The 26,794-nt window shown below is 68.3% G+C and carries 25 protein-coding genes; 15 read left to right on the forward strand and 10 right to left on the reverse strand.

Going from position 1 to position 26,794, the window contains the following annotated elements; translation table 11 throughout:
- Position 1: 1 nt before the first annotated feature.
- The 6 genes from AX769_RS14310 to AX769_RS14335 form a co-directional block, all read right to left on the reverse strand.
- Positions 2–1,414: a cytochrome ubiquinol oxidase subunit I gene (locus AX769_RS14310; protein ID WP_066280626.1), complete on the reverse strand. Its 1,413-nt coding sequence runs from the start codon at positions 1,412–1,414 to the stop codon at positions 2–4.
- Between the two features lie 208 nt (positions 1,415–1,622).
- The gene (locus AX769_RS14315; protein WP_066280628.1) at positions 1,623–2,537 is read right to left on the reverse strand and encodes an ABC transporter substrate-binding protein; all 915 of its coding nucleotides are present in this window, start codon (positions 2,535–2,537) and stop codon (positions 1,623–1,625) included.
- Positions 2,534–3,343: an ABC transporter permease gene (locus tag AX769_RS14320; protein WP_239451798.1), complete on the reverse strand. Its 810-nt coding sequence runs from the start codon at positions 3,341–3,343 to the stop codon at positions 2,534–2,536. Before AX769_RS14320 ends, AX769_RS14315 begins: the two co-directional genes overlap by 4 nt.
- A complete protein-coding gene (locus tag AX769_RS14325) occupies positions 3,280–3,960 on the reverse strand; it encodes an ABC transporter permease (RefSeq protein WP_066280631.1) in 681 nt (226 codons plus the stop codon). Before AX769_RS14325 ends, AX769_RS14320 begins: the two co-directional genes overlap by 64 nt.
- Positions 3,957–4,814: an ABC transporter ATP-binding protein gene (locus tag AX769_RS14330; RefSeq protein WP_066280634.1), complete on the reverse strand. Its 858-nt coding sequence runs from the start codon at positions 4,812–4,814 to the stop codon at positions 3,957–3,959. The genes AX769_RS14325 and AX769_RS14330 overlap by 4 nt, the downstream gene beginning before the upstream one ends.
- 128 nt (positions 4,815–4,942) lie before the next feature.
- The gene (locus AX769_RS14335) at positions 4,943–5,593 is read right to left on the reverse strand and encodes a TetR/AcrR family transcriptional regulator (RefSeq protein ID WP_066283734.1); all 651 of its coding nucleotides are present in this window, start codon (positions 5,591–5,593) and stop codon (positions 4,943–4,945) included.
- A gap of 79 nt (positions 5,594–5,672) precedes the next feature.
- Between AX769_RS14335 and AX769_RS14340 the strand changes: the two genes are divergently transcribed.
- The 4 genes from AX769_RS14340 to AX769_RS14355 all read left to right on the forward strand — a co-directional run bounded on the left by AX769_RS14340 (position 5,673) and on the right by AX769_RS14355 (position 9,121).
- A complete protein-coding gene (locus AX769_RS14340; RefSeq protein WP_157887641.1) occupies positions 5,673–6,365 on the forward strand; it encodes an SOS response-associated peptidase in 693 nt (230 codons plus the stop codon).
- A gap of 4 nt (positions 6,366–6,369) precedes the next feature.
- Positions 6,370–7,443 (forward strand): App1 family protein, encoded by a 1,074-nt coding sequence (locus AX769_RS14345; RefSeq protein WP_066280638.1) that lies wholly within the window; start codon positions 6,370–6,372, stop codon positions 7,441–7,443.
- Between the two features lie 62 nt (positions 7,444–7,505).
- Positions 7,506–7,829, forward strand: a complete 324-nt coding sequence (locus tag AX769_RS14350; RefSeq protein WP_082763832.1) for a helix-turn-helix domain-containing protein — start codon at positions 7,506–7,508, stop codon at positions 7,827–7,829.
- On the forward strand, positions 7,829–9,121 hold the full coding sequence (locus tag AX769_RS14355; RefSeq protein ID WP_066280644.1) for a type II toxin-antitoxin system HipA family toxin: 1,293 nt from the start codon (positions 7,829–7,831) through the stop codon (positions 9,119–9,121). Before AX769_RS14350 ends, AX769_RS14355 begins: the two co-directional genes overlap by 1 nt.
- Positions 9,122–9,180: 59 nt before the next feature.
- Here AX769_RS14355 and AX769_RS14360 read toward each other — a convergent pair whose 3' ends face one another.
- A complete protein-coding gene (locus AX769_RS14360) occupies positions 9,181–10,137 on the reverse strand; it encodes a hypothetical protein (RefSeq protein ID WP_066280646.1) in 957 nt (318 codons plus the stop codon).
- A gap of 92 nt (positions 10,138–10,229) precedes the next feature.
- Positions 10,230–11,003 carry an SDR family oxidoreductase gene (locus tag AX769_RS14365; RefSeq protein WP_066280648.1) on the reverse strand — a complete coding sequence of 258 codons (774 nt, stop codon included), beginning with the start codon at positions 11,001–11,003 and terminating at the stop codon, positions 10,230–10,232.
- A gap of 160 nt (positions 11,004–11,163) precedes the next feature.
- On the opposite strand from AX769_RS14365, the gene AX769_RS14370 reads away from it, so the two are divergent.
- Together AX769_RS14370 and AX769_RS14375 are read left to right on the forward strand one after the other, a co-directional pair.
- Positions 11,164–11,490 (forward strand): DUF6504 family protein, encoded by a 327-nt coding sequence (locus AX769_RS14370; RefSeq protein WP_066280650.1) that lies wholly within the window; start codon positions 11,164–11,166, stop codon positions 11,488–11,490.
- Positions 11,491–11,560: 70 nt separating this feature from the next.
- Positions 11,561–13,630: a glycoside hydrolase family 15 protein gene (locus tag AX769_RS14375; RefSeq protein ID WP_082764081.1), complete on the forward strand. Its 2,070-nt coding sequence runs from the start codon at positions 11,561–11,563 to the stop codon at positions 13,628–13,630.
- Between the two features lie 344 nt (positions 13,631–13,974).
- On the opposite strand, the gene AX769_RS14380 is transcribed toward AX769_RS14375, so the two are convergent.
- Positions 13,975–15,351, reverse strand: coding sequence for a glucose-6-phosphate dehydrogenase (locus tag AX769_RS14380; protein ID WP_066280652.1), 1,377 nt, complete (start codon positions 15,349–15,351; stop codon positions 13,975–13,977).
- A gap of 218 nt (positions 15,352–15,569) precedes the next feature.
- Between AX769_RS14380 and AX769_RS14385 the strand changes: the two genes are divergently transcribed.
- The 6 genes from AX769_RS14385 (at position 15,570) to AX769_RS14410 (ending at position 24,191) form a co-directional block, all read left to right on the forward strand.
- Entirely contained in the window at positions 15,570–19,022 is a 3,453-nt protein-coding gene (locus AX769_RS14385; RefSeq protein WP_066280655.1) for a DNA polymerase III subunit alpha, read from the forward strand.
- A gap of 120 nt (positions 19,023–19,142) precedes the next feature.
- On the forward strand, positions 19,143–20,186 hold the full coding sequence (locus AX769_RS14390; protein ID WP_066280658.1) for a glutathione S-transferase family protein: 1,044 nt from the start codon (positions 19,143–19,145) through the stop codon (positions 20,184–20,186).
- 5 nt (positions 20,187–20,191) lie between these two features.
- Positions 20,192–20,557, forward strand: a complete 366-nt coding sequence (locus AX769_RS14395) for a TraR/DksA C4-type zinc finger protein (protein ID WP_066280660.1) — start codon at positions 20,192–20,194, stop codon at positions 20,555–20,557.
- A gap of 242 nt (positions 20,558–20,799) precedes the next feature.
- Entirely contained in the window at positions 20,800–22,071 is a 1,272-nt protein-coding gene (locus AX769_RS14400) for a GAF domain-containing protein (RefSeq protein WP_066280662.1), read from the forward strand.
- A 138-nt stretch (positions 22,072–22,209) separates the two neighbouring features.
- Entirely contained in the window at positions 22,210–23,751 is a 1,542-nt protein-coding gene (locus AX769_RS14405) for an aldehyde dehydrogenase family protein (RefSeq protein ID WP_066280665.1), read from the forward strand.
- Positions 23,751–24,191 carry a DUF779 domain-containing protein gene (locus tag AX769_RS14410; protein ID WP_066280668.1) on the forward strand — a complete coding sequence of 147 codons (441 nt, stop codon included), beginning with the start codon at positions 23,751–23,753 and terminating at the stop codon, positions 24,189–24,191. The genes AX769_RS14405 and AX769_RS14410 overlap by 1 nt, the downstream gene beginning before the upstream one ends.
- Here AX769_RS14410 and AX769_RS14415 read toward each other — a convergent pair.
- On the reverse strand, positions 24,188–24,817 hold the full coding sequence (locus AX769_RS14415; RefSeq protein WP_066280674.1) for a hypothetical protein: 630 nt from the start codon (positions 24,815–24,817) through the stop codon (positions 24,188–24,190). The genes AX769_RS14410 and AX769_RS14415 overlap by 4 nt on opposite strands.
- Positions 24,818–24,882: 65 nt before the next feature.
- On the opposite strand from AX769_RS14415, the gene rplU reads away from it, so the two are divergent.
- From rplU to AX769_RS14430, 3 genes are all read left to right on the forward strand, one after another.
- Entirely contained in the window at positions 24,883–25,194 is a 312-nt protein-coding gene (gene rplU / locus AX769_RS14420; protein ID WP_066278842.1) for a 50S ribosomal protein L21, read from the forward strand.
- A gap of 13 nt (positions 25,195–25,207) precedes the next feature.
- Positions 25,208–25,474 carry a 50S ribosomal protein L27 gene (gene rpmA, locus AX769_RS14425; protein ID WP_066278845.1) on the forward strand — a complete coding sequence of 89 codons (267 nt, stop codon included), beginning with the start codon at positions 25,208–25,210 and terminating at the stop codon, positions 25,472–25,474.
- 310 nt (positions 25,475–25,784) lie between these two features.
- On the forward strand, positions 25,785–26,747 hold the full coding sequence (locus AX769_RS14430) for a phosphodiesterase (RefSeq protein WP_157887642.1): 963 nt from the start codon (positions 25,785–25,787) through the stop codon (positions 26,745–26,747).
- Positions 26,748–26,794 lie beyond the last annotated feature (47 nt).

The following is a 26,794-nucleotide window of genomic DNA, read 5'->3' on the forward strand; positions in this document are numbered from 1 at the left end:
CTCAGTACACCGTCGCTTCGTGGAGGAGCTTGCCCGTGATCTCGTCGACCTTCGTCGGCTCGTCCGGGCCCTTCTGGGCGGCCTTGATGATGAGCCGGTACTCGACGACGCCGAGGGTGCCGTAGATCGCCGTGAACAAGATCAGCGAGATCAAGACCTCGATGCCGGTCGTGCCCGGCGAGACACCGGCGCTCGTCTTCAAGAGGCCGAAGACCAGCCAGGGTTGCCGCCCCATCTCGGTGAAGATCCAGCCGATGGTCATGGCCATCATCGGCAGCGGGAAGCTCCAGGTGCCGACGCGCCAGATCCACTTGCTCTTCGGCATGCGGCCCTTCCGCATGACGAAGAGGCCGAGCAGCGAGATCAGGATCGCGATCATGCCGAGCCCCATCATCCAGCGGAACGACCAGTAGGTGATCCAGACGATCGGGTGGTAGTCGCCGGGCCCGTAGGCGGCGACGTACTGCTTCTGCAGGTTGTCGATGCCCTCGACGGTGCCGGTAAAGGTGTGGGTCGACAGGAAGGAGAGGAGGTAGGGCACTCGGATGCTGAAGATCTCGCTCGAGCCGTTCGGCGTGCCGAGACTGAAGACCGAGAACGACGCGTTGAAGCCGGTGGCCGTGTGATACAACGCCTCGGCCGAAGCCATCTTCATCGGCTGCGTCTCGACCATCGCGAGGCCGAGCTGGTCGCCCGAGAGGAGGGTGAGCACACCGCTCGCCACCATCATCCAGAGGCCGAACCGCATGGCCGGGCGCATCGTGTCGAGGTGCTGGCCACGCGCCAGGTGCCAGGCGGCGGTCGCCACGATCACGGCGGCGGTCACCATGAAGCAGGCGAACAGCGCGTGCGGAGTGGCCGTGAGAGCGACCTTGTTGGTGAGGACGGCCCAGATGTCGGTCAGCTGCGCTCGGCCGGTGGCCTTGTCGATCTCATAGCCGACCGGGTTCTGCATGAACGAGTTCGCCGCGATGATGAAGTAGGCCGAGAGGACGCTGCCGACGGTGGCCCCCCAGATGGCCGTCAAGTGGATGCCTTTCGGCACCCGATCCCAGCCGAAGATCCACACTCCGATGAACGTCGCCTCCAGGAAGAAGGCCAGGAGGCCCTCGAGGGCGAGCGGGGCGCCGAAGACGTCGCCGACGAAGCGGGAGTAGTTCGACCAGTTCATGCCGAACTGGAACTCCTGCACGATGCCGGTGACCGTGCCCATGGCGAAGTTGATCAGGAAGATCTTGCCGAAGAACTTGGTCAGCTGGAGATAGTGGGCGCGGCCGCTGCGGTACCAGGCGGTCTGGAAGACGGCGACGGTGAATCCCATCCCGATCGTCAGAGGGACGAACAGGAAGTGATAGATCGTCGTGAGGCCGAACTGCCAGCGCGACAGGATCAGCGGGCTCAGGATTTCGTTCACTCGTCGAGCGTAGGTCTGCACAAACGATCAAACGGAGCGCACAACCTGCCAAAACCCTGATGAACGCAGGGATTTCTCGACACCGAGAGTCTCGACGTCGAGATACTGCGTCAATCGTGACGAAGGGCGGCCTCGCGGGTGCCTCTACCCGCGTGACCGCCCTTCGAACCGTGCTAAAAAAACAGGTGTTGTCTAATTCTCGACGACGCTACTTGACGATGCCCGAACTCTTCAAGAACTTCTTGGCCGTCGTCGCAGGCTGCTCCTTGGTGGTCACGCTCTCGTCGTTGAGCTTGACGAGCTCGTCCTGCGTGAGCTTGGCCTGCACCTTGTTGATGACGGCCGCTGCCTTGGAGTTCACGTTCTTATCGACGATGGGGATGATGTTCTGCGGCAGGATCATGTTCTTCGGATCCTTCAGCACGACGAAGTCGTTCGCCTTGATGGCGGGGCTCGACGTGTAGATGTCGGCCACCTGCACCTGGCCGCTCTTGAGCGCTGCGACGGTGTTCGCGCCACCCGAGTCGGCGATCGCCTTGACCGTGCCGGTCACGCCGTAGACGCTCTTCAGCCCGGGGATGCCGTACGGGCGCGTGGCGAACTCGGCGTTCGCCCCGACTGTGACGGTGCCGGGATACTTGCTGAGGTCGCCGATGCTCGTGATGCCGTACTTCTCGGAGAAGGCCTTCGTGACGCTGTACGTGTCCTGGTCGGTCGCGGCCGCCGCGGTCAGGATCCGGAGGTTCGACGGCAGCTTCGACTTGAGCTCGGTCTCGATCTGCGACTCCGAGAGCGCGGTGGCGCTGGGCTCGTAGAACTGCAGAGCACCGCCCGAGTAGTCGGGGATGACGTTGATGCCGCCGGCCTTGAGGGCGGGCAGGTAGGCGGACCGCTGGCCGCTCGACTTGGTGGACGCGCTGAACCCGGCATTCGTCAGGGCCTGGGCGTAGGCCTCGGCGACGATCTGGTCGGAGTAGTAGGCCTGGTAGCCGACGACGATCTTGCCTCCCCCACCGCTGCCCGAACTGAGCGGACTGCTGGACGAGCACCCTGCCAAGGCCACCACGGCCCCGATCGCGACGGCGCCGATGAGCGCCAGCCGGCCTTTCTTCGCTGTGATCATGATTCGTTTCCTTCCTGGAGTGGGGAACCCACCACCGTTCGCGACCGGGCTGATCGCGAGCGGACGTTCTGTGTGCGGCCGGCGCGGACGCCGGCCGGAATGACGAGGCGTTGCACGACCGAGTACACGATCTCGAATGCGATGGCCAGAGCTACGACGAGGATCGCGCCGACGAGCATCGTCGTGTAGTCGTTGTTGCCGAGGCCGAGGAAGATGAAGCTCCCGAGACCCAGGGCGCCCACGTAGTTGGCGAGAGTCGCCGTGGCGACGATCTGAAGCGTCGCCGACCGGAGCCCGCCGATGATGAGAGGGAGCCCGAGGGGCACCTCGACCTGTGTGAGGATCTGCCACTCGGTCATGCCCATCGCTCGCGCGGCGTCGACCGTCTGCCGGTCGACGGCCTCGAGCCCGGAGTAGGCGCCGGCAAGGATCGACGGGATGGCGAGGATCACGAAAGAGATGAGCGGTGCGCGGAGACCCACACCGATGATGACGGCGAGAAGTGTGATGACACCGAGCGTCGGCAGCGCCCGAGCGCCTCCCGAGACGAGCACGGCGACCTGTCGGCCTCGACCGGTGTGGCCGATGAGAAGGCCGATCGGCATGGCGATCACCGTCGCGATGGCGAGGGAGAGAAGCGTGTACCAGAGGTGTTCGCCGAGTCGGGCGCCGATGGGATTGGCGACCGTCGACGCCCAGTTGCCGGGCGTGAAGATGTACTGCAGAGCGCTGCCGACGAAGTTCACGAGGCCACCAGGATCCGGCGTGCGGCGCGTGCCGTCGGAGTCCGTGTCGCGCGGGTCCACGGCATGAGGAGGCGACCGAGCAGCACCAGGAGGTAGTCGAGCACGAGTGCCAGTGCGACGGTGAGGACGATGCCGGTCACGATCTCCGCGATGATCGCCCGCTGCAGGCCGTCGGTGAACAGGGCGCCGAGACCGGGGATCCCGAGCACGCCGCCCACCGTGACGAGGCTGACCGTGCTCACGACCACCACCCGCATTCCCGCGAGAAGCACCGGGCCCGCCAGGGGGAAGTCGACGGCCCAGAAGCGCCCCCACGGGCTGAAGCCCACGGCGGTGGCGGACTGCGCGATGTCGGGGCCGACGGACTCGAGCGCGTCGGCCACGCTCCGCACCATGAGCGCGATGCCGTAGAGCGTCAGTACCACAATGACGTTGACTGGGCTCTGGATGGGCGTGCCGATGATGAGGGGCAGCACCACGAGCAGAGGCAGCGAGGGGATCGCGTAGAGCAGGCCGGCCACGGTGAGCATCGTGCCGCGGAAGATGCGATAGCGGTTGGCAACCCATCCGAGCGGCACGCTGATGACGAAGGCGAGCACGATCGGCGGAATGCTGAGCTCGAGGTGGGCCAGGAAGGCCGAGCCGACGTAGCCGACGTTCGACAGGACCCAGCTCACCGGTCGCCGCCCGCTGCCCCGCCCGCGCGGACGGTGGGCACCGAGCCCGTCAGGGTGCCGGCGGGGCGCCCGTCGTCGTCGACGAGGATCGAGCCCGTCGGGGTCTCTTCGATGTGCAGGGCGCGCTTGCCGCGGTTCGCCCCGATGAAGGTGGCGACGAAGTCGTCGGCGGGGTTCGAGAGGATCTCGGCGGGTGTGCCGACCTGGGCGATGTGGCCGCCCTTCTTCAGGATCACGACCTGGTGGCCGAGATAGAAGGCCTCGTCGATGTCATGGGTGACGAACACGACCGTCTTGTCGAGGTCGCGCTGCAGGCGGATCAGCTCCTCCTGAAGGTCGGAGCGCACGAGCGGGTCGACGGCGCCGAACGGCTCGTCCATGAGCAGGATGTTGGGGTCGACGGCGAGGCCGCGCGCGACCCCGACGCGCTGCTGCTGACCGCCCGAGAGCTGGCTCGGGTAGCGCTCGGCGAAGGCGCGGTCGAGGCCCACGGTGTCCATCAGCTCGAGCGCCTTGATCCGGGCCTCTTTCTTCTTGACGCCCTTGAGCATCGGCACGGTCGCGATGTTGTCGACGACCTTGCGGTGCGGCAGCAGGCCGGAGTTCTGCATGACGTAGCCGATGCTGCGTCGCAGGCCCACCGCCTCGAGGCCGCCGATGTCGTTGCCGTCGATCTGGATGCTGCCGGAGGTCGGGTCGACCATGCGGTTGATCATGCGGAGGATGGTGGTCTTGCCGCAGCCGCTCGACCCGACGAAGACGGTGGTCTTGCGAGAGGGGATGACGAGACTGAAGTCTTCGACGGCTCGGGTGCCGTCAGGATACTGCTTCGTCACGGAAGAGAATTCGATCATTGAGTGGCTCATTCCTCGTGACATCCACGAATCGACACTTGCCAGGGCGTCAAGCGAACCACAGTTCGAGCGGCGGTGTTAGTCGGAGGCCATCCGACGTAACGAAGTCCGAAGGATCTCGTAAGGATTCAGCGGGCGTGGTTCAGAGCCGTGTCGAGGTAGCCCGAGACCAGGGCGCGGCTCTGGTCGATGAAGCGCGCGTCGCCGGCAGGATCCGAGAAGAACGCGCGCGCCACGAGAGCACTCCCCGTCTCTGTCGCCACCTCGATCGCGAACTCGACGTCGGCGGTCCGCTCGATGCCGAACCGGTCGACGAGGCACGTGGTCAGCTGCTCGGCGAGCGGTCGCCGAGTGTCGGCCGTCAGGGCTTTGTCGGCCGTCTCGGAGTCGCCGAAGCGGATGGCCCGGAAGCCCGGCTCGGTGCGGTACATCTCGACGAGGGCGTCGATCACGATGTCGATCGAGTCGGCCCAGCGTGTGATGTCGCGCTCCGAGACGTCGACCGACACGCGGTCGACGAAGCGTTGCGCGCCCCGCACGGCCAGGGCCTCGACCACGGCGATGCGGTCGGGGAAGTACCGGTAGACGGTGCCGATCGACGCGCCGGCGCGCTCGGCGACCATCGCCGTGGTGAGGCGCTCGAACCCGATCTCGTCGATGATCGACGCCGCGGCATCGAGCAGTCCGGTGAGCCGCGCAGAGCTACGGGCCTGGACGGGCTCGTTGCGCAGTAGTGATGATCCCCCGGGCAGTGCTTCATTGACCTCGGTGACGAGCAAGGGTTCTCCTTTTGCGATTGCGACGACACGCTCCGTTTCACCGACGCGAGTGTCGGCGACCGCTGGAAGACTGACGGTCATGTGCGGAAGATTCGTGATGTCGCGCGCCTCGAGCGACCTGGTGGCCCTCTTCGACGTGGACGTGACGGGAGACACTCTTCCAGAGCCTTCCTGGAATATCGCTCCGACTGCCCCGGTGAGTCTCCTCGTCGACGCCGCACCGCGCGGCGACGACGCCGGCGGCCCTCCGGTGCGGCGGCTGGCGGCGGCCCGCTGGGGTCTCGTTCCGTCGTGGGCGGACGACCCGCGCGTGGGGGCGAAGGCGTTCAATGCGCGCATCGAGACGGCGGCCGAGAAGCCCACGTTCCGCGATGCGGTCGTCAGTCGGCGGGCGGTGATCCCCGCGTCCGGGTACTACGAATGGGCCGACGAGCCGGACGGCTCCAAGGCGCCGATGTACGTGACCCTGCCCGAGGGTGAGCTCATGCTCTTCGCGGCGCTGTACGAGTGGTGGCGTGACCCGGCCAGGCCGGCGTCGGATCCTGCGCGCTGGGTTCTGTCGACCACGGTGCTCACGCGCGACTCGTCCGGGCCCCTCGCCGAGATCCACCCGCGGATGCCGGTGCTCGTCGGGGCCGAACTGATGGAGGACTGGCTCGACCCCGAGACGGAAGGCGACGCCGACCTGCTCGAGGGCGTGTCGGGCGAATCGCTGCAGCACGCCGAGCGGTGCTCATTTCGGCGGGTGGCCGAGGTGGGCGTGCCACAATGATCGGATGCTGGGTTCCCGTAAGACCTACGCGCCCTCCGGCGTCGTCGGCAGCGGCGTGGAGCCGATGCTCCACCGCGCCGCTCGCATAGAAGACGCGCTGCACGCCTTCCGAGAGCGCAACGCCCGGCGGCGGGGTCAGATCCCGACCATCGTGCCGTACTCGGGTTACGGCGGGCCGGGGTGGATCCGCATCCTCTGCCGCGTCCTGCTCACGAAGGAGGGCGAGCGCCGGTCGAACGAGCACACGCACGTGCGCGGTTGGCGCAGCTTCACCAGCGTGCCGATCGACGCCGTGGTCGTCGAGGCCGTCATCGACGGGGTCACGCACCCCGTCACGGCTGACCGCGGCGGTGTCGTCGACGCCCGGGTCGAGGTCGACCTGTCGCCTGGCTGGCACACCATCACGCTTCGCACCGAGGGCTCGCTCGAGGTCGAGGCGCCCATCTTCGTGATCGACCCGACCGTGCGCTTCGGCATCATCTCGGACATCGACGACACCGTGATGGTGACGGCTCTCCCCCGCCCGCTGCTCGCGGCCTGGAACACCTTCGTGCTCGACGAGCACGCCAGGCGCCCCGTGCCCGGCATGGCCGTGCTCTACGAGCGCCTGCGCACGACCCACTCGGGCTGCCCGGTGGTCTACCTCTCGACCGGCGCCTGGAACGTCGCCCCGACCCTCTCGCGATTCCTGACCCGCAACTTCTACCCCCAGGGCCCACTGCTCTTGACCGACTGGGGCCCCACGCACGACCGCTGGTTCCGCAGCGGCCGACTGCACAAAGAGCAGTCGCTGCGCCGCCTGGCCGCCGAGTTCCCCGATCTCAAGTGGCTCCTCGTCGGAGACGACGGGCAGCACGACGAAGAGCTCTACGGCGAGTTCCTCCGCGAACACCCCGACAACGTCGAGGCCGTCGCGATCCGCCAGCTCTCGTCGAGCGAGGCGGTCTTCGCCGGTGGCCGATCGCGCGGCGAAGAGCACGAGCGGACCACGAATGTGCCCTGGCTGTACGCACCCGACGGTGCCGGGCTCTGGGATCAACTCGTGGCGAAGGGGCTCGTCTCCGAGTCGACGAAGTAGTTCATCTATAATAGTTGGATTTGACACTACTGAAGGCACCATGGCCTGCTAAAGTTGTTTTCATGCCCTTTGTAGAGAACATCGATGTCGCCACAGACCAGTGGGAGTCGCGGTTGGGCGCCCAGGTGCGGTCGCTCCGTCTCGAGCACGGCTCCGACCAGCAGTCGCTCGCCCGGCTCGCCGACGTCAGCCTCTCCTCGCTCAAGAACCTCGAGAACGGGCGGGGCAGCACTCTGCGCACCCTCGTTCGCATCCTGCGCGCCCTCGACGCGGCCTCCTGGCTCGACACCCTGGCGCCCGAGCCCACGGTCAGCCCCCTCGACGTGCTGCGCGGGCAGGCCGAGACGCCCCGCCGTCGCGTCTACCGCCCGCGAAAGAGCGTCTGATGGCCTACACGCCGGTCGCCGCCGCCGAAGTCACTGCCTGGGGCCTCCGTGTCGGAGCCGTCGCACCCGACCCGCGGCTCGGCGCCTACGTGTTCGAGTACTACCCCGATTGGGTCGCCCGCGGCATCGAGCTGGCGCCCCTCGAGATGCCGATCAGCCGGCGGCGGCACGTCTACCCGGCCCTCCCCGAGGCGACCTACCATCGGCTGCCCGCCCTGCTCGCCGACGCCCTCCCCGACGACTTCGGCAACGCCATCATCGACGCGTGGCTCGCCCGGCAGGGCATCCGGCAGAACGACGTCACCCCGCTCGACCGCCTCGCCTACATGGCAAGCCGCGCCATGGGCGCCCTCGAGTTCCGCCCGTCACGGGGCCCGCGGCAGCGAGTGGCCTCCGCCGTCGAGATGAGCGCACTCGTCGAGGGGGCCCGCAGCGTGCTCGACGAGCGGTTCGCGGGCGACCGCGAGACCGAGGCGGCGATCCAGAGCCTCATCCAGGTCGGCACCTCGGCCGGCGGGGCGCGCGCGAAGGCCGTCATCGCCTGGAACCCGGCCACCGGCGAGATCCGCTCGGGCCAGCTGCCGGCCGACCAGGGCTTCGAGTTCTGGCTGATCAAGCTCGACGGCGTCGGGCGCGATGCCGAGCTCGGTTCGGGCGGTGAGTACGGGCGCGTCGAGTACGCCTACTCGCTGATGGCCCGCGAGGCCGGGCTCGACATGACCGAGTGCCGCCTGCTCGAAGAGAACGGCCGCGCGCACTTCATGACGAAGCGGTACGACCGCGCATCCGACGGGGCGAAGGTGCACGCGCTGACGCTGTGCGGCCTCGCCCACCTCGACTTCCGGCAGCGGCAGACGCACGACTACTCCCAGTACTTCCAGGCCATCGAGGCCCTCAGCCTCGGGCCCGATGCCCGCGAGCAGGCTTTCCGGCGCATGGTGTTCAACGTGCTGGCTGCGAACTGCGACGACCACACGAAGAACTTCTCGTTCCTTCTGCCAGGGCCTTCTGCGTCAGGATCCTGGGGGCTCGCGCCCGCCTACGACGTCACCTTCGCCTTCAACCCGAACGGGCAGTGGACGTACCAGCACCTGATGAGCGTCAACGGCCGCTTCCGCGACATCGACCGCGCCGACCTCATGGCGGTGGCCGACCGGCATCTCGTGCCCGGGGCCTCGATGGTCGTCGACGAGGTGCGGGCCGCGGTCGCCGGCTGGCGTTCGCACGCCGATGCCGCGGGCGTGACGCGTTCCTCCGCGGCGGCCATGGCTGCCGCCATGCCGCACCTCTAGCCCGCCCCGCCCCACGGGGCGGGCCCCGACTCCGGTCGATTTCGGTCAAAACGGTCGGTTTAAACCGACCGTTTTGACCGAAATCGACCGGACTCGAGCGGGACACCCCTGTCCAGCAGAAGCCGAGCGAGGCGGCCGCGGGCGAAGGCGTCGCGCCATGTCCAGCGGATGAAGCCGCGGACTTCCGGCTGAGCCCGAATCCAGTTCTCGCGATCCTTCTCGCGGATGACGACTTCCTCCGGCGGCAGCCCGGACCACCGGCCGGAGTCGCGGTACTTCGTCTCGCCGTCGAACTCCCCCACGATCCCCTCTCGCTCCCAGAAGAAGTCGACGTCGGCGCTCTGCCCGAACAGGCCGGTGAAGGGATGCTGCAGGTCGGGCACCACGAGGCCGGACTCGTGGATGACCACCCGGCTGAGTGACTCGCCAGGCCGATTCGCCTTGGCGTTGGCGAACTCGATGGCTCGAAGCGCCTTCGCTCGACCGTGAATCGTGCCCTTCGAAGCAAGCCGCAGCAGCAGTTCGTCGTTCGTCACCAGTGATGTCCTGAGGCAGTGGTCGAGTGAGACGACAGCTTGGCGGAAGGTCGTCGTCGACGCGAGGTCCAGGGCCGTGCGCTCGGGAGTCGTCACGCGAACGCCGTGAGACGTGGTCACGTCGCCAGGCGGCAGCGCACCCACGTGCCACGAGGCGTACCGCGTGGTGGTCGCGTGAGACAGGGCGGGGTCGGTGACGTGCGCCCGCGCGGGCCAGGGGCCGAGTCGCGGCAGGCCCCAGAGCGCCGCCGCGGAGGCGTGCGAGAGCACGACGGGGGCCGAGAGGCGCGAGATGGCGGCGAGGCAGAGCATCGCGTGCCGCTCGCGCGCGTCGAAGGCGCCCCAGTGCTCGCGCCGCACGTAGCGGCCGGCGACGACACGGACGAGCTCGCCGCGGGCCGCAGCGCGGCGCACGGCCGTGTCGTCGAACGTCGGCGTGACGAGAAGGGCGGGGTGGGGTTCGAGGCGACCGGGTGGCATCCTGCGACCATGCCCGACGGCACGACGAAGCGCCGGCCCGGGGCGGCCTCCTGTGGAGAACCGCCCCGGGACCGGCGCCTGGGGAGGAGAGGTCAGTGACCTCGACCGGCGAGCATCTGCAGCACGTCGTCGTAGCGGCCCTCGACCTCGGCGTTGCGGAGGAACTTCACGCGCTCGACCATCACGTGCTTCTCGTCGGGGCGGTCGGTGAGGATCGACATGACCTCGTCGAGGTACTCGTCGACCGGCATCGGGCCGCCGGAGGTGTCCTGATCCTGGCCCATCAGCGAGGTGGCGACAGCCGGCGGGATCAGCTCGAGCACCTCGACCGAGGTGCCGTCGAGCTGCAGGCGCAGCGACTCGGTGAACGAGTGCACGGCGGCCTTCGTCGCGTTGTACGTGGGCGTCACGGCGAGCGGCACGAACGCGAGCCCCGACGAGACGGTCATGATGGCGGCGTCGGGCTTCTGCTGTAAGAACTCGGTGAACGCGGCCACGGTGCGGAGCGTGCCGAGCAGGTTGGTGGCGACGATGCGCTCGGAGGTGGCCAGGAAGTCGGCCGTGTGGAGGTCTTCGGGCTCCATGATGCCGGCCATCGTGACGACGACGTCGAGCTCAGGATGCGACGTGGTGACCGCCGTGAACGCCGCCACGATCGACGCGGGGTCGGCGACGTCGAGCTGAAGCCCTTCGATGGCCGGGTAGGCCTCGGTGCCTGCGTTGTCGCGCTCGATCTCGTCGAGCAGCTCGCTGCGCCGCCCCGCGACGATGACCTTGTTGCCCGCTTTCTGGAAGCGCTGGGCGAGGCCGAGGCCCAGGCCCGAGGTGCCGCCGGTGATGAGAATGGTGTGCGCTGTCGTCTTCATGTCTTCGATCCTGCGCCGTTCGGAACGGGGCCAGAAGGGAGCGCTCAGACCGGGACCGGGAGTCCGTGGCTGAGGCCGCGCCGAATGTCGGCGGCCGCCCATAGTGTTCGAACATACTTTCGAATACCCTGGAGGCAGAGCACATGAAGGCGGAGTCAGCATGAAGATCGACGAGCGGGTTCCGGTCGAGACGACCGAGGGCGGGGCTCCCCTGCGGTTCACCTGGCGGCGGGTGGTCTACGGCGTGGTGTCGTCACCCGAGGTGTGGGTCACCCGGCGCGACTGGTGGCGGTCGGCCACGAGGGCGCCCCGCGGCGAGGGGCGGTATCTGGTCGAGATGCCGGTGTGGCGGGTCGACGCGCTGCCGCTGACCGACGGCGCGCACCGGGTCGACGGCACGTTCGACCTCGCGCGCGATCCTGCCTCCGGCGAGTGGCTGCTGCTCGGGGTGTTCGACGACCAGGTCGACCAGCAGTTGTTCGCGTGACGTCGCGGTGCCCGGTGTTCCTGGCCGCGCCTTCATCCGTTCCACCGACTCGCCTGGTTGGATGAGCGCCATGCCCCTCGCGATCGAAGACTATGCACTGATCGGCGACTGCCACACGGCCGCTCTCGTCGGAAAAGACGGCAGCATCGACTGGCTCTGCCTGCCCCGGTTCGACTCCGCGTCGATGTTCGCGAAGCTTCTCGGCACCGACGACTCCGGGCGGTGGCTCGTGGCGCCCAAAGACGCGAACGCCACCTCCACCCGCCACTACATCGACGACACCTTCGTGCTGGTCACGACGTGGACGACGCCCACCGGCGAGGTCGAGGTGATCGACACGATGCCCTACGGCGACCGCCGGGCGGACGTGGTGCGGCGCGTCAAGGGCATCTCGGGCACCGTCACGATGGTCGAAGACCTGCGCATCCGCTTCGCGTACACGACGGCGATCCCCTGGATCCGTCAGACCGACGAGGACGCCCTCGACGACTGGAGCGCGAACGCCTCCGTCTCGACTGAAGACCCCGCCAACGCGCACCGCTACGGCTCGCTCATCGCCATCGCCGGCCCCGACGCCGTGATCGTGCGCGGGCCGCGGCTCACCGCCTCCGACCACACGCACCAGGCGACGTTCGAGGTGCAGGAGGGGGAGACGGTCGACCTCTCCCTCACCTGGTACCCCTCGCATCGCGAGCCGCCGGCCCCGATCGACGCGGGCAAGCGCATCGACGAGACGGTGGCGTGGTGGCAGGAGTGGGCCTCCCACTCGGACGCGCCCGCCACCTACGACGAAGAGGTGCACCGGTCTCTGCTGCTGCTTCGCGCACTCACCCACGAAGACACCAGCGGCATCGTCGCCGCGGCCACGACGAGCCTCCCCGAGCAGTTCGGCGGCAGCCGCAACTGGGACTACCGCTACGTCTGGCTGCGCGACGCCTCGATGACCCTCCAGGCGCTGATCCTGCACGGCTTCGCCGACGAGGCCGCCGGCTGGCGCGGCTGGCTGCTGCGGGCGATCGCCGGCGACCCGGCCGACGTGCAGATCATGTACGGCCTGAGTGGCGAACGCTATCTGCTCGAGAACACCATCGACGAGTTGCCCGGCTACCGCGACTCGAAGCCGGTGCGCACCGGCAACGGCGCCTACACGCAATACCAGGGCGACGTCTTCGGCGAGGTGATGGTCGCCCTCCACGACGCGCGCGAGCTCGGTGTCGAAGAGGGCGCCGACTCGTGGGCGCTGCAGCGCGCTCTCATGCAGTACGTCGAAGACAACTGGGACCGCCCCGACAACGGCATCTGGGAGATCCGCGGGCCGGCCCAGCACTTCACGCACTCGCGCGTCATGATCTGGGCCGCCCTCGACCGGGCGGTGCGTGGCGTGCAGCAGTTCCACCTCGAGGGCCCCGTCGACCGCTGGATGGCGCTGCGCGAGAAGGTCCGCGACGAGATCGAGACCAACGGCTTCGACAAAGAGCGCAACACCTACACGCAGGCGTACGGGTCGCACGAGGTCGACGCCTCGCTGCTGCAGCTCTCGCAGGTCGGCTACGTCGACGCGCACGATCCGCGCATGCTCGGCACAGTGGCGGCCATCGAGGCTGATGTCTCCCAAGGCGGCCTGCTGAAAGACGGCCTGCTCGTGCGCTACCGCACCGAGTCGGGAGTCGACGGCCTCACCGGCACCGAGAACCCCTTCCTCACCTGCTCGTTCTGGCTGGCCGAGCAGTACGCGCGCTCGGGCAGGATCGACGACGCGACCGAGCTCATGGACCGCCTGGTCGGCTACCGCAACGACGTCGGCATGCTCTCCGAAGAGATCGAGGTCGCGACCGGCCATCACGCGGGCAACACGCCCCAGGCTCTGTCGCACCTCGCGCTCGTGCGCGCGGCGGATGCCATCGAGGCAGCCCTCGACCATTCGCGCGGCAACCGCGGGCGACGCCTCGCCAGCCAGACGCACCCGCACGACGACTCGAAGCCCGCCAGCCAGCACGACCCGCGCAGCGATGATCCTGCGACGGGGTCGCGCTCGAACATGACCGACGGCGGCGGCACCGTGACCGACGTCGCCGCCGCCGGCGGCCCGCCCGATCGGTACGGTGACGACCTCGGGGCTGATCGCACGAAGAGCAGCTGACCTCGCCCCACTGTCGCGAAGGCCGCGCCTGTCAGGGCGTCGTCGATGCCGTTGGGGAGGATCCTCGCGCACAGTTCAGAGAGGATCGTGATTTTCCGAAGGGAGTCTTGACGCGCGAGGAGGAATGGATCCGGTTTCGTCGCGCGTAGGGAGGAAAACACTCGCATCCAACCCGCTCAGGAGGAACGGAATCGCGCATTCCCTCCCGAACGGTGCCCTCCTTCCGAACGGCTTCCTCCCTCACGTGGTTCTGACGCCGCAATTCCCTCCCGCAACGCAGAACGCCCCCCGCGCAGCAGCGTGGAGGGCGTTCGGGCTAGCGGAGCCTGGCCGGAGCCAGTGGCTTACGCTTCTTTCGAGGTGGTCCACTCGGCAGGTCCCGAGGAGCCGGCGGCGTACTTCTCGAGCGGCACCATGTCGGACTTCCATGCGGTGATGACCGGCGCCACGATGGCCCAGCAGCGCTCCGCGACGTCGCCGCGAATCGAGAGCGTGGGGTCGTCGTGGAAGATGCCCGAGAGCACTTCGCCGTAGGGGGTCAGCTCGGGCTTGCCGAGGTCGGTCTTGAGGATCGACTTCTCGAGCGAGAACGGATTGCCCTTGCCGTTGGTCGTGACGCCGAGCTCGAGGGTCTCGGGGCTGATCTCGATGCGCAGGGTGTCGGGGGTCGACGCGCCCTTGAGACCCGCGGGGAGCACCGGCACCGGTTTGAAGGTGATCAGCACCTCCTTGCGGATCTTCTCCATGCCCTTGCCGGAGCGCAGGATGAAGGGGACGCCGGCCCAGCGGCGCGTCTTGATCTCGAACTCGACCTCGGCCAGCGTCTCGGTCTGCAGCGCGTTGTCGACGCCGTCCTCGTCGGAGTACGACGGCACGTCTTTGCCGTCGATGGTGCCGGCGGTGTACTGGCCGCGGCGGCTGGAGGTGACGGGGTCGCCGTCCTTCACCCAGGTGGCGCGGAGGACGCGGGCGATCTCGCTGCGGAGCTCGACGGCGTCGATCGACGCCGGGGCGTCCATCGCGATGACCGCCAGGATCTGCAGGAGGTGGCTCTGGATCATGTCGATCAGGGCGCCGGCCTTGTCGTAGTACTGCGCGCGACCCTCGAGCCCTAGGATCTCGTCGTAGAAGATCTCGACCTTCTCGATGTTGTCGCTGTTCCAGACCGGCTCGAAGAGGCGGTTGGCGAAGCGGAGGCCGATGATGTCGAGCACCGTCGAGCGACCGAGGAAGTGGTCGGTGCGGTGGATGCGCTCTTCGGGGACGACCTTGAGGAGCTCGGCGTTGAGGTCGCGCGCGCCCTCCTCGTCGTTGCCGAAGGGCTTCTCGAGCGCGAGGCGGAGGCCGTCGGGCACGGTGATCTTCTCGAGGGCCTTGATGACCTTCACCGAGATCGCGGGCGGGAGGGCGAAGTACATGACCGGCTCGCCCTCGGAGGCCTCGAACAGCTTCTCGAGGTGCGCGGAGTCGGTCGGGTCGCCCTGGATGTACTCGCTGGAGGCGAGGGTGCGCTTGGCGAGGTCGCTGCCGGCGTCGCCGTTGAACGCCGTCTTGACGACGTCGTCCCACTCTTTCGGGCTGCGTGCGCTGCGGCCGGTGCCGATCAGCTTGACGTCGACGCCGCGGTCGCTCTTCAGCAGGCTCGCGAGGCCGGGGAGGAGGAGGCGCTCGGTGAGGTCACCGGAGGCGCCGAGGATGATGAGTGTGCTCGTCTCGGTCATCGGATGGACAGCTCGAGACGCGTGCGGATGTTCATGGGGTCCTTTCAGGAGTGGAGGCCACGAGGGTCAACGCGCCGGCACAGGAAGCATTCCCCGGATGTCGACAATGCGTGTCGCAGAAGGCACGGGCGCGAAGAAGGCCACGTTGCCTCGTCGAGCGTACTCCCGCGTGGTGACCTACACTGTTCGAACACACGTTCGAACGGATCGGAGACGCGGTGTCGTTCACCCACTTGCACGTCGCCTCCTCGTTCAGTGCCCACTTCGGCACCGCGTCGCCGCTCGAACTGGCCGGCCACGTTGCGTCCCACGGGGCCGATGCAGCCGCGATCACCGACCGCGACGGCCTGTACGGCGCGATCCGCCACATCAACGCCTGCAAGGTGGCGGGCATCGACCCGATCGTCGGGGTCGAGCTCGGGGTCTCCCCCGAGGCGACCGCGTCGTCGAGCACCACCCGTCAGCGCACCGCCGCCGAGACCGATCGGGTCGTGGTGCTCGCCCACGGCCGCATCGACGGGGCCGGCTGGGCGTCGATGTGCCGCCTCATCAGCGCTGCCCACGGCCGGGCCACCCGAAAGGTCTCGGGCAGTGCCAACAGTGTCGCCACGATCGCCCACTCGCGCATCCGGGCCTTCCTCGTCGGCGAAGACGGGGCGACCGGCACCGTCCTTCTCGGCCCGGACTCCGACGTGGGCCGCGCGGTGGCCCGGGGCGAGCACTCCGTCGCCCTGGCTCTGCTGGCCGACTGGTGCGCCATGGTGCCGGGCGGCATCGTCATCGAGGTGGTCTGCCACTTCACCGAGCCGGGCGAGAGCCGGAGCCTCCGCCATGCGAGCCGCATGCTCGAGCTGGCCGACCAGACCGGGGTGCCCGCGATCCTGACCAATGCCGTGCGTTACCGAGACCCCGACGGCGCCGTCACTGCCGACGTGCTCGATGCGGCAGGTCACCTCCAGGCCCTCGGCACGTTCCTCCCCCAGCCCAATGCGCAGGCCTGGCTCAAGGGCCCGGGCGAGATGCGCGAGCTCGCCCTTCAGATCGCCGGCTCGTCGTCGCTCGACCGCAGTGCCGCCGAGGCGATGCTGCGCGCGACCGAAGAGCTGGCCGACCGCTGCCGCCTCGACCCCGACGGCGATCTCGGCTGGCGCCGTGCGAAAGTGCCCGAGCTCAGCGCGATCGGCGTCGAGGGCGACCCCAACGTGGTGCTGCAGCGGCGCGCCGAGGCGGGCATCACCGAGCGCTTCGGCGACGTGTCGATGTCGAAGCGCGAGCAGATCGAGCGCAGGATGCGAGACGAGCTGCAGACGATCACGGGCTTCGGCTTCGCGGGCTACTTCTTGACCGTGGCCGACGTGTCGAAGATGATGCGCGAGATGAGGGTCCGCAACGCCGCCCGGGGCTCGGGTGCCGGCAGCCTCGTCACCTACCTGCTGCGCATCTCGAACGTCGACCCGCTCGAGCACGACCTGCTGTTCGAGCGCTTCCTCGGCAACAAGCGCGAGACCCTCCCCGACATCGACATCGACGTCGAGTCGGCGAGGCGGCACGAGGTCTACCGGGCGATCTTCGACCGCTACGGCAGCAACCGGGTCACGCTGATGTCGATGCAGTCGACCTACCGCGGGCGCGGTGCCGTGCGCGACGCGGGGCTCGCCCTCGGGCTCGACGAGCACCAGATCGACCTGGTCGCGAACAACGTCTGGCGCTCCAACGCCCGCGACATGCGGCAGGCCCTCGACGAGAAGCCCGAGCTTCGCGAGATCGCCCAGCTCGTCAAGACGAACGACCAGATCAACCTGCTCGTCGACCTCACCGAGCGTCTCGACCGCCTGCCGCGGCACATCTCGATGCACCCGTGCGGGGTGATCCTGGGCGACTCCGACCTGCTCAGCATGACCCCGGTGCAGCCGAGCGGCATGGGCCTGCCGATGAGCCAGTTCGACAAGCACGACATGAACGACGCGGGGCTCTTGAAGCTCGACGTGCTGGGCGTTCGCATGCAGTCGTCGCTGGCGTTCGCGCTCGACGAGATCGAGCGGGTCAACGGGCCCCGCACCGCGGTCGCCGGCGCCCTGCCGATCGACGTGCCCTACATCAATCGAGAGGGCCGCATCGAGCTCGACGCGATCCCCCACGACGACGAGCCGACCTTCGAGGCGATCCGCACCACGCACACGCTCGGCATGTTCCAGATCGAGAGCCCCGGCCAGCGCGAGCTGATCGGCAAGATGCAGCCCGACCTCTACGAAGACCTCATCGCCGACATCTCGCTGTTCCGCCCCGGGCCGATGAAGGGCAACATGATCGCGCCCTACCTCGACACCAAGCACGGCTTCCAGCAGGCCGACTACGTGCACCCGTCGTTCGCACCGTTCCTCCAGGACAGCTACGGGGTGGTGATCTACCACGAGCACGTCCTTCGCATCCTGCATGCCACGATGCGCATCTCGCTGGCCGAGGCAGACGAGATGCGTCGGCAGATGACCAAGCGCGACGACCTCGAAGACGAGTTCAGACAGAAGACCAAGGCCAACGTCGACGAGAAAGGTCGCAGGCGGTACACCGACAAAGAGATCGATCGCATCTGGGCGGTGCTGAAGGGCTTCGGGTCGTTCGGGTTCTGCAAGGCGCACGGGGCGGCGTTCGCCCTGCCGACGTATCAGAGCGCGTGGCTCAAGACGCACTACCCGGCCGAGTTCCTCGCCGGCATCCTGACCCACGACCCCGGCATGTATCCGAAGCGGCTGCTGCTCACCGAGGCGCGCCGCATGGGCATCCCGGTGCTGCCGCTCGACGTCAACGCCTCCGACGAGGTCTTCCACGTCGAGCGGGTCAGGCCCCCGCGCACGCCGATCGCGCGCTCGTATCCCGGCGACCTCGGCATCCGGCTGTCGCTGATCGATGTGCAGGGCATCAGCGAGAACGAGCTCACCCGCGTCATCGAGAACCGCCCCTACACGTCGATCGCCGACTTCTACCAGCGGGCGACTCCGTCCAGGCGGCTGCTGCTGCGGCTGGCGCAGGTGGGTGCTCTCGATTCGGTGGCGGGGCCCGGCCGCACCCGCGGCGACGTGGTGGCGCGGGTGCGCCAGCTGATCGGCCGCACCACCAGGCCGAAGACCGAGGATGCTGACAACCAGCTCGACTTCGACGTCGACGAGTCCGCATCGGTGCCGGTCGGCACGCCCGACGTGTCGACGCGCGAGCGGGTCAGCGACGAGCTCGACATCCTCTCGATGGAGGTGTCCGAGCATGTCGTCGAGAGCTACCGCCCGATGCTCGACGCCCTCGGGGTGACGCGGGCCGCTGACCTTCGCGACCACTGGAACGGCACACGGGTGCTCGTCGCCGGCATCCGCATCGCCACGCAGACCCCGCCGATGAAGAGCGGCAAGCGCGTCGTGTTCATCAGTCTCGACGACGGCTCGGGGTGCTCCGACTCCACCTTCTTCGAAGAGGCGCAACAGCGAGCCGGGTCGCTGCTCTTCGGCACCAAGCTGATGCTGATCCAGGGCCGAACCCGTCGCACCGGCGAGCGGGGCATCTCGCTCGAGGCCGAGAACGCGTGGGATCTCAAGACGCTCTGGCGCGACTGGAAGGCGGGCCGCCTCGAAACCGGCGCCCTGGGCGACGCGGGCGCCGACGCCGACGCCGACCTCGTAGGGTGAGGCCATGCCGCTCGCCCGGCGTTCGGACAAGCCACTGCGTCGCGTCGCGATGTCCGAATCGCGGGCCTACGGCCGGCCGTCGCCCGGCCACCACGAGGCGCGCGAAGTAGGGTGAGCGGCATGAGCGATCAGGCGACCAGCGACACGAGTGAGAGCACCCCGGGCAGCTACGTCACCCCCGGCCAGGAGTACACCCGCGACACCAACTACATCGAAGACCGCATCACCCGCGACGCGGTCGACGGGTGGCCCGTCGAAGCCGGCCGCTACCGGCTCGTCGCCGCCCGCGCCTGCCCCTGGGCGAACCGCTCTGTCATCTCGCGTCGGCTGCTCGGCCTCGAGGATGCCATCTCGCTCGGGCTGCCGGGCCCGACGCACGACGCGCGCAGCTGGACCTTCGATCTCGACCCGGGCGGCCTCGATCCTGTGCTCGGAATCCACTGGCTGCAGGAGGCGTTCTTCAAGCGCACGCCCGACTACCCGCGCGGCATCACGGTGCCGGCGATCGTCGACATCCCGACCGGCAAGGTCGTCACGAACAACTTCCCGCAGATCACCCTCGACTTCGCCACCGAGTGGGAGGGGTTCTACCGCGATGGCGCGCCCGACCTCTACCCCGTGCACCTCCGCGACGAGATCGACGACGTCGCCGAGGTGATCTTCCGCGACGTCAACAACGGCGTCTACCGGGCAGGCTTCGCCGGGTCGCAGGGCAGCTACGAACGCGCCTACACGCGCCTCTTCGACCGGCTCGACTGGCTCGAGCATCGACTCGAGACGCAGCGCTACCTGGTCGGCGACACCATCACCGAGGCCGACATCCGCCTGTTCACGACGCTCGCCCGCTTCGATGCCGTCTATCACGGCCACTTCAAGTGCAATCGCAACAAGCTCGACGAGATGCCGGCGCTCTGGGCCTATGCCCGCGACCTCTTCCAGACCTCCGGCTTCGGCGACACCATCGACTTCGAGCAGATCAAGCGGCACTACTACATCGTGCAGAGCGACATCAACCCGACCGGGATCGTGCCTCTCGGCCCCGACCCGCGCGGCTGGCTCACGCCGCACGGCCGCGAAGACCTGGGCGGGCGCCCGTTCGGCGACGGCACTCCCCCGGCGCCCCCGCGTGCGGGCGAAGAGGTGCCGCCCATCTTGGCGGCCTGAGAGGTGTGACCACTCCAACCGAACCGACACCGCAGGATCCGACGACCCGCGCCCGCCTCGAGACCGTGCGCGACGAGGCGCTCGCCTTGGCGGCCCAACTGCAGCGCGACATGGTGGCGGTCTCGGAGGCCCGCGACGCGTCGAACGTCGACGACGAGCACGACCCCGAGGGCTCGACGATCGCGTTCGAGCGGTCGCAGCTCGAGGCGATCCGGCGGTCGACGCTGGATCGTGCCGCAGAGGCGGCGAATGCGCTCGACCGGCTGTTCGGCGGCCAGTACGGCTTCTGCCTCAACTGCGGCCGCCCCATCGCCGCCGCGCGTCTGGAGGCTCGCCCGATGGCCGCGCTCTGCCTCGACTGCGCGAGCTGAGGTTTCTCGCCGTCGGCGGCACCCGCGTTTCGGCCGACGTCTCAGCGCCGCGGCGCGGGGAGCACAGCCGAAAGCCCGGGCGTCGCCGCGGCGCCACGGGGCCGCGGCGCCGCGGCGCCACGGCAGTGAGTTCGCTCATCGCACCAGCCTGCGCTCTTTCGCAGCGCGGGGTCGCGACGTAGGATTTTGGCAGAATCCGCGGCGCCCGACGCGCGGAGTGCAATCGACGACGATTGGCATTCATGGCAGTGAGCGAGACATCGATCAGTCCGTGGCTCTCCTCGGCCGAAGGAGGGTCCGTCTCCCCTGTCGCTCGGCGGCTCGTGGCGGAGTCGTGGGAGCGCGCCCTCAAGCGCAAGCTCGATCCCGAGCGGCTGCTGGCCGAGCTCGAACTGCCCGAGGACGACGTCGATTCGTACCGCCGTGACCACCCGCTGTCGCTGCTGCTGCCCGTCGTGCGCAAGCTGCTGTTGAAGGACATCGAGGGGTCCGGCCTGATCGTCGCTGTCGGCGACGAGTACGGGCGACTGCTCTGGGTCGAGGGCGATCACGAGGCGAAGCGCTCTGCTGAGGACATGCGCTTCGTCGAGGGGGCCGGCTGGGCCGAGAGCCGAGTGGGCACCTCGGCTCCCGGCACCGCCCTGGTGCTCGACCACGGCGTGCAGATTCGCGGCGAAGAGCACTTCAACCGGATGGTGCAGCAGTGGAGCTGCACGGCGGTGCCGATCCACGACCCGGTCAGCCGCACCGTCCTGGGCTTCCTCGACATCACCGGCGACGAACGCGCCGTCGGCCCGCACACCCTTCCGCTGCTCGAGGCGACCGCCGCAGCGATGGAGGCCGAGCTCATGGTGGCGAAGCTTCGGGCCACACCCCCGCGGTCGACCGCGGCGAGAGGCCGCATCGCCAGCGCCACGCCGCACAAAGCGACAGCGGCGAGCCTCGCGACCCTCGGCCGCGACGTCGCCCTGATCTCGGACGGCCGCAGGATCGTCTCGCTCAGCGCCCGGCACAGCGAGCTGATGACCCTGCTCAGCTGGCACCCGCGCGGCCTGTCGGCCGAAGAGCTGGCGCAGCTCACCTACGGCGACTCGGGTGTGGTGCTGACCCTTCGCGCGGAGATGGTGCGCCTGCGCCACGCGCTCGAGTCGCTGGATCCTCGTCTGGCCCCGCTCTCTCGCCCGTACCGGTTGCTGAACCCGCTCGACACCGACATCTCGCGCGTCGTCGCCCTGCTCGACCGGGGCGCGCACCGGCGGGCCGTCGAGGCGTTCACCGGGCCCGTGCTGCCGAATTCGACGGCGCCGGGGATCGAGGAGATCCGCGACAGTCTGTCGACCCGGGTGCGCGAGTCGCTGCTCGCCGACGCGTCGGTCGACGTGCTGCTCGACTACGCGGCGACGTCAGGAGACTGCGACCGCGACATCCTGATGGCGGCCCTCGCGATGCTGCCGCCGAAGTCGCCGAGACGTGCCGGAGTCGTGGCTCGCATCGAGCTGCTCGACCGCGCCTGACCGGCGATTTCGAGCAACACGCCTGCTCCCCGCGACACCCGTCGCCCGCAACCCTCCGCAACCTCGACGCGCCTACCTTTCGGGTGAGCCCGAGTGACCCTCGGGCGCCCAGACAACGACGTCGAAAGGGATGCGGCCATGACCGTCACCACTCCTCCGAACACCTACGCCACCCCGGGTTCGCCCGATGCGAAGGTGCAGTTCAAACCCCGATACGACCATTACATCGGCGGTGAATACTTCGCCCCGTCGTCGGGGCAGTATTTCGAGAACCCGTCGCCCGTCAACGGAAAGGTGTTCACCGAGGTCGCCCGCGGCAACGCCGCCGACATCGACAAGGCCGTCGAAGCCGCGTGGCGCGCCTTCGACTCGTGGAAGAAGACCACGATCACCCAGCGCGCGATCATCCTGAACAAGATCGCCGACCGCATGGAGGCGAACCTCGAGATGCTGGCGGTCGCCGAGACCTGGGACAACGGCAAGCCGATCCGCGAAGCCCTCGCCGCCGACGTGCCGCTGGCGATCGACCACTTTCGCTACTTCGCCGGCGCCATCCGCGCTCAGGAGGGCTCGACGGGCGAGATCGACAACGACACCGTCGCCTACCACTTCCACGAACCGCTCGGCGTCGTGGGCCAGATCATCCCCTGGAACTTCCCGCTGCTCATGGCCGTCTGGAAGCTGGCGCCTGCTCTCGCCGCCGGCAACTGCGTCGTGCTGAAGCCCGCCGAGCAGACCCCCGCCTCGATCCACGTGTTCATAAAGCTGATTCAGGATCTCCTGCCGGCCGGCGTCCTCAACATCGTCAACGGCTTCGGCGTGGAGGCCGGTGCTCCCCTGGCGGCGCACCCCAACATCCGCAAGATCGCCTTCACCGGCGAGACCACGACCGGGCGCCTCATCATGCAGATGGCGTCCGAGAACCTGATCCCGGTGACGCTGGAGCTCGGCGGCAAGAGCCCCAACGTCTTCTTCGCCGACGTCGCCGACGAGAAGGACGACTTCTACTCGAAGGCCCTCGAGGGCTTCTCGTTCTTCAACCTGAACTCGGGCGAGGTCTGCACCTGCCCGTCGCGCGCTCTCGTGCAGCAGTCGATCTACGACGGCTTCGTCGCGGACGGCATCGAGCGCGTCAAGCAGGTCAAGCAAGGCAACCCGCTGGCCCTCGACACGATGATCGGGGCGCAGGCGTCGAACGACCAGCTCGAGAAGATCCTGAGCTACATGGACATCGGCAAGCAGGAGGGCGCGAAGCTGCTGCTCGGCGGCGACCGGGCCGACCTCGGTGGCGACCTGACCGACGGCTACTACGTCAACCCGACGATTTTCGAGGGGCGCAACTCGATGCGCATCTTCCAGGAGGAGATCTTCGGCCCGGTGCTGTCGCTCACGAGCTTCAGCGACTACGACGACGCCATCAAGATCGCCAACGACACCCTCTACGGCCTCGGCGCCGGCGTGTGGAGCCGCAACGGCGCCCAGCTCTACCGGGCGGGCCGCGACATCCAGGCCGGTCGCGTCTGGTCCAACACGTACCACCAGTATCCGGCGGGAGCCGCATTCGGTGGCTACAAGCAGTCGGGGATCGGCCGCGAGAACCACAAGATGATGCTCGACCACTACCAGCAGACGAAGAACCTCCTGGTCTCGTACGCCGACGGCCCGATGGGATTCTTTTGATGGACACCGAGTCGGCAGCGGTTCAGGAGGCCGGGGAGGCGCTGTCGCGGGTTGACGTGACACCCGCGGCAGCGGCCTTCCTCGTGGAGCTGACGGCGAAGCACGGCCCGCTGATGTTCCATCAGTCGGGCGGCTGCTGCGACGGCAGCTCGCCGATGTGCTACCCGGTCGGGTTCTTCAAGGTGGGCGCCGTCGACGTCCACCTGGGCGACCTGCACGTCGACGGCCTCGATCCCATCGAGGTCTTCATGTCGCGCAGCCAGTTCGAGTACTGGAAGTACACGCACCTGACGATCGACGTCGTCGCCGGCCGTGGCGCCGGCTTCAGCGTCGAGAGCCCCGAGGGCAAGCGGTTCCTGATCCGCTCGCGAATGCTCGACGACGAAGAGCTGAAGGCCTTCGGCCTGACGGAGGCACTGGCCGCGCCGGCCGGCAGCTAGTCCGTGACCTGGTCCGACGGCAGCGCGTAGACGCCGTGGCCCACCCGGGCCACGGCGCCTTTGCGCGCGAGCACCGAGAGAGTCGAGAGCACACTCGAGCGGCGGTAGTCGGGCAGCGCTGCCACGATCTCGGCGGTGGTTGCAGGGCCCGGCCGCAGGATGCCCGGGATCCTGCTCGCCAGAGAGTCGTCAGCCGGGCCCGCGTCGCCCACCTGGGCCTCGGCCCCCGATGATTCGGCCGCGTACTCGCGACGCGCCTCGTCCAGGCTCTCGGCCGAGACGTGCGCCACGGCGCCCACAGCCTTCGCGTACGGCGCCAGGGTCAACGACTTGCCGACCCGGTTGTACACGTTGGACGCACTCGTGCCCTCGTGCGCGGCGATCTCAGGATACGAGGCTCCGCCCAGCAGCAGCACCGCCTCGCCTTCGAGCCCCAGCCACTGCCCGAGGCGTGCGATCTCCCACCCCGCCGTGGTGACGGCCGACCCCCAGACCTCGATGTCGTCAGCGTGCTCGGCGGTCAGTCGCCCCAGATCGTCGAGGAGCCCCTGGATGCTCTCGCGGGCGTCGGCCACGATCTCGGCGGTGAACCGGGGCGGCGTGCGAAGTTTGATCGATCGTGACATTTGTGAAAGGATAGCGAAGTTGCCCGGCGACCCGGGCACACTCATTCTTCCCTTTTGGAGTTCCCATGGCTTTCGCTATTGTGCGTGCCGGTGGTCGTCAAGAGAAGGTCGAGGTGGGCACGATCGTGACCGTCGACCGTCTCAAGGCGAATGCCAGCGACACCGTCTCGTTCGTTCCCGTCCTGCACGTCGACGGCGACACGATCCTGTCGGGTGACGCGCTGTCGAAGGTCACGGTCGAGGGCGAGGTTCTGAACGACCTCCGCGGCCCGAAGATCGTGATCCAGAACTACAAGAACAAGACCGGGTACAAGCGTCGCATGGGGTTCCGTGCCGACCTGACCCGCGTCAAGATCACGTCGATCAAGACCAAGTAGAGGCGGCTGGACAATGGCACACAAAAAGGGCGCAAGCTCCACTCGTAACGGCCGCGACTCGAACGCGCAGCGCCTCGGCGTGAAGCGCTTCGGCGGCCAGGTCGTCCTCGCGGGCGAGATCATCGTGCGTCAGCGCGGCACCCACTTCCACCCCGGTGTGAACGTGGGCCGTGGCGGCGACGACACCCTGTTCGCCCTCGCCCCGGGCGCGGTCGAGTTCGGTGCGAAGGGCGGCCGCAAGGTCGTCAACATCGTGAGCACCGAGACCGTTTCGGCCTAACGAGGCTTCATGAAAACGGGCGACCGACCGGTCGCCCGTTTTTTGCGCGTCCAACCATTACGAAACGTAATAACTCGCACAGGACTCTAACGGGGGCCTCCCCTCGCGCGACACGCCCGACTAGTGTCGAGCGGGTTGGTCTCCTTGTTCGCACATGATTCACCGACTCGCGGGTTGCAGTTCACCGTGAGCGGGCAATCCGGTGGTGGACTTGGTCACGAACACCTTGCAAGAGCGTGGGCGTCAAGTTCGCCCACGTCACAGCACACTGAATGCGAGAATCATGGGCGAGCGCCCTCGACAACAGCGCATGGCCGAACACCCTCGGCCTGACCACTTCATCCTGCACCTGAGCGATACGCATCTGATCGCGGGTGACGGCGACCTCTACGGTGATGTGGACAGCGAAGGCCGTCTCCGCCAGATCATGGCCGAGCTCGAAGACTCCGGGGCCCGCCCCGAGGCGATCGTCGTGACCGGTGACCTCGCCGACAAGGGCGAGCCGGGGGCCTATCGCAAGCTGCGCGGCCTCCTCGAGCCTGTCGCTCGTCGCCTCGGCGCGCAGATCATCTGGGCGATGGGCAACCACGACGACCGCGGCGCCTTCCGCCAAGAGCTCTTCGGGCAGATCCCGAGCGACCGCCCCGTCGACTTCGTCTACGACGTCAACGGCCTGCGCGTCATCACGATCGACACGACGGTGCCGGGCCAGCACTACGGCGAAATCACGGGCGCACAGCTCGACTGGCTGGCCGAAGAGTTGAGCACGAACGCCCCCGACGGCACGATCCTCGCCATGCACCACCCGCCGGTGCCCAGCATCAAAGACCTCACGGTGCTCGTCGAGCTGCGCGACCAGCCGGCCCTCGCCGAGGTGCTCGAGGGCAGCGACGTGCGATCGATCATCGCCGGCCACCTGCACTTCTCGACCAACGCGATGTTCGCCGGGATCCCCGTCTCCGTCGCCTCGGCCACCTGCTACACCGCCGACCTCAACCTGCCGACGAATGCCACGCGGGGCCAGGACGGCGCTCAGGCCTACAACCTCGTGCACGTCTACCCCGACACCATCGTCAACTCGGTCGTGCCGATCGGAACGTTCGCCACCGTGGGCGAGTACGTGCCCCCGGCAGTCGTGGCCGCCCGCCTGGCCGACGCCGGCATCGTCATCCCCGCTGCTCGCCCGCGCCACCGCGCCGTCCCCGCCGACGAGCTGGTCGTGCCCACGCACGACCGCGACCTGTCGCTCACGGGCCCCATCGGCACCCTGTAACCCGCCGATCCTTACCTTTTCGGCAGGATCTGATCGTCCAAACGGTC

The organism is Frondihabitans sp. PAMC 28766, from assembly GCF_001577365.1.
GTDB lineage: Bacteria > Actinomycetota > Actinomycetes > Actinomycetales > Microbacteriaceae > Frondihabitans.